Source organism: Aeromicrobium sp. (assembly GCF_014378035.1).
Classification (GTDB): domain Bacteria; phylum Actinomycetota; class Actinomycetes; order Propionibacteriales; family Nocardioidaceae; genus Aeromicrobium.
In genome coordinates this window covers 1-3229 of the sequence record NZ_JACMOM010000223.1, presented here as the reverse complement: position 1 = coordinate 3229, position 3229 = coordinate 1, and the positions used below count along the sequence as shown (strand labels likewise).

At 66.3% G+C, this 3229-nt stretch carries 2 protein-coding genes and 1 riboswitch; both genes read left to right on the top strand.

Annotation, left to right across the window (positions count from 1 at the left end):
- Window positions 1–126: 126 nt before the first annotated feature.
- A riboswitch (cyclic di-GMP riboswitch) is annotated at window positions 127–209 on the top strand.
- A gap of 27 nt (window positions 210–236) precedes the next feature.
- Window positions 237–2018: a right-handed parallel beta-helix repeat-containing protein gene (locus tag H7290_RS11550; RefSeq protein WP_290514166.1), complete on the top strand. Its 1782-nt coding sequence runs from the start codon at window positions 237–239 to the stop codon at window positions 2016–2018.
- A gap of 124 nt (window positions 2019–2142) precedes the next feature.
- Window positions 2143–3229, top strand: a 1087-nt coding sequence (locus H7290_RS11545) for an acyl-CoA dehydrogenase family protein (RefSeq protein WP_290514165.1), incomplete at its 3' end; no start/stop codon positions are given.

The window sequence follows — 3229 nt, the reverse complement described above, 5'->3', positions numbered from 1 at the left end:
GGACGGCATGAGCCGCGGGTCGACGCGCAGCGGTGGATACCGGGGCAGGTGACCGACCTGCTCAGGTCGGGCTTCAGCTGAGGGCGGATCGAGCCGATAGCGAATGAGCGTATTTCCATTTCGCTCCCTGTTCCATGGCATCCACGTCGTGAGGCGTGCGCGCAAAGCAAGGGGTCTCGCGCTCGCCACGAGACAGCCCAGCCGCCGGGGTTCCTGAACTCATCGAGGAGCATCCTGTGCATCGACGTCCCTCGCTCCGTGCAGTGGCCATCTACACCGTGGTCGGGGTCATCACGTTCGCCCTCCCGGCCGGCGCCGCGGCACGAGCGTCCAAGCCGTCCAGGCCCGGCAAGCCGGCTGCAGTGCGCATCACCGGAGCATCGAAGTCGTCGTTGTCGGTCTCGTGGTTCACTCCGACCACCGGAAGTCGTGCTACCGGTTACGCCGTCACGTTGGCCGGTCGCGCGCCCGTGACGCTGGGAGGCAACAAGCGCGGATACCGGTTCATCAATCTCGACTGCGGGACGTCGTACACCATCGGCGTGACATCGACAGACTCGTCGAACCGGCGTTCGACGAAGGCCACGGTGACGGGCACGACCCTCAAATGCGATGGCACGCCGCCAGCTCAGGACCCGGCTCCGACGACACCGCCTTCGCCCCCCACGCCACCGAACGCCGACACGACGGCGCCTGACACGTCGATCGCAACGTCACCAGCCGCGACGACCACCGCGACGTCGGCGGGCTTCACCTTCACGTCGACCGAGACCGGCTCGACGTTCACGTGTGCGCTCGACGCGGGCGCACCCGTCTCATGCACCAGCCCGAAGTCGTACGGCGGTCTGGGGCTCGGATCCCACACCTTCTCAGTACGAGCGACAGACCCGGCCGGGAACGCGGACCCCACACCGAGGGCGTACACGTGGACGATCACAATGGTCACGCCGCCCCCGACATCACCACCGGGAACCTGTGACAGATCCGCCACCAACGCCTCGACGCTTGCGACCCAGTTCGCAGCGGCGAGCGGCGGCCAGACGATCTGCCTGGCCACCGGGAACTACGGATCCTTCACGGGGAGCGCGAAGAGCGGGATGGTCACGCTCCGGGCCCTCGACGGCGCGACGGTCAACCTCGACGTCAACTTCCGAGGGGCACGGAACATCACCCTCGACGGCCTCACCATCGCCGAGGCACTCATGTATGACACGACCCAGCAGATCACGATCCGCAATTCGCGCTTCACGGGCTTCGTGATCATCGACGGCGTGGCCAATGCCGACATCCTGCTCGATCACAACACCCACGTCGTCATCGTCAAGTGCTCGGGGTGCTGGGCTGGCCGCATCTCCCTGCCGTACGGATCCGCAACTCCGTCGGGCGTGACGGTGCAGAACTCGACGTTCCGCGGTGGTAACGCTGACGGCATCCAGGCAGCGACGGGCCTGAGCATCATCGGCAATGAGTTCGACCACATCGATGAGAACGGCCCGAACGACCAGGCGCACACCGATGCCATCCAGATCCTCGGTGCCTCGGATGTGCTCGTGAAGGGCAACTACATCCACGACTCCGCCGACGGAGTCGTGGCGTACGACGGCATCGACCACGCGACGATCGAAGACAACGTGATCGACCTCATCACCGGACGCTGGGGCATCGAGCTGTACTCCGACGACAGCTCGATCATCCGTCACAACACGCTCCGGTATGCGACGACATGCTCATTCTCCCCCTGCGGCCACATCATGGTGGACCACAAGACTCAGGACCCCGCGGGGCGAGGCACGGTCGTGGTCGACAACATCGCGTACATGATCGAAGCGAACAACGGCTCACAGATCGCCCAGCAGGATCACAACATGGTTCGCGCGGGGGCTGCGACGGGTGACTTCATCGGAACGCCGACATACGCCGGCGGCTCGACCCCGACCACTCCTGCTGGCTTCCTCCTCGCGGCGGGCTCGGCCGGCATCGGGCGTGCCTCCGACGGGACGAACGTCGGCATTCGCTGACGTCAGCGCCAGATCTGCACGAGGGTTGGAGGCCTGACCTGCCGATCACGAGCCCACACTGCGGTAGGATCGTGTGCGTCCGCGCGCACCCGAGGGGTGGCGCATCTCACCCCGGAGGATCGCCATGACCACCGCCACGTCGTCGCCGCTGTCGTACACCCTGTCTGACGAGCACCAGCTCATCCGTTCGACCGTTCGCGACTTCGCAGAAGCCGTCGTCGCGCCGGTTGCGGAGGAGCTCGACCACACGGGCCAGTTCCCCTACGACATCGTGAAGGCCATGGCCGACCTCGGCATCATGGGCATCACGATTCCCGAGGAGTTCGGCGGCGCCGGCGGCGACACGCTCAGCTACGCGATCGCAGTCGAGGAGCTCGCGCGCATCGACTCCTCCGTGTCGATCACGATGTGCGCGCATCACTCGCTCGGCACGCTGCCGATCTACCACTTCGGTACCGACGAGCAGAAGGCCGAGTGGCTTCCCGCCCTCGCCAGCGGCGAGAAGCTGCACGCATTCGGCCTCACCGTGCCGGGTGCTGGGTCAGACGCCGGTGCCGCACGCACCACCGCACGACGTGATGGCGACGAATGGGTCATCAACGGCTCGAAGATCTTCATCACCAACGCTGGTACCGACATCACCTTCGGTGTCACGGTCACCGCGGTCACGGGCGAGGACGCGAAGGGTCGCCCCGCGATCTCCACGATCCTCATCCCGAACGGTACACCCGGATACGCGATCTCCGCACCCATGAAGAAGATGGGCTGGCACGCGAGCGACACCCGCGAGTTGAGCTTCAACGACGTGCGCGTACCGGCTTCGAACCTGATCGGGCCGGAAGGCAAGGGGTTCACGCAGTTCCTCAAGATTCTGGACGGCGGCCGCATCGGCGTGGCGGCGCTCGGCCTCGGCCTCGCGCAGGGCGCATTCGAGCAGGCGCTCCGGTACGCACAGGAGCGCAACCAGTTCGGCAAGCCGATCGCGGGCTTCCAGTCGATCGCGTTCGCGCTGGCCGACCTGGCAGCCGACCTGGAAGCAGCCCGCCTGCTCACCTACAAGGCCGCCTGGGAGAAGGACCAGGGCCTCGACTTCACCCAGACCGCTGCGATCGCGAAGCTCAAGACCGGCATCCTCGCGCGCGAGGCCGCCAACCTCAACGTGCAGATCCACGGCGGGTACGGCTACATGGTCGGGGACGCCGCGTCGCGCT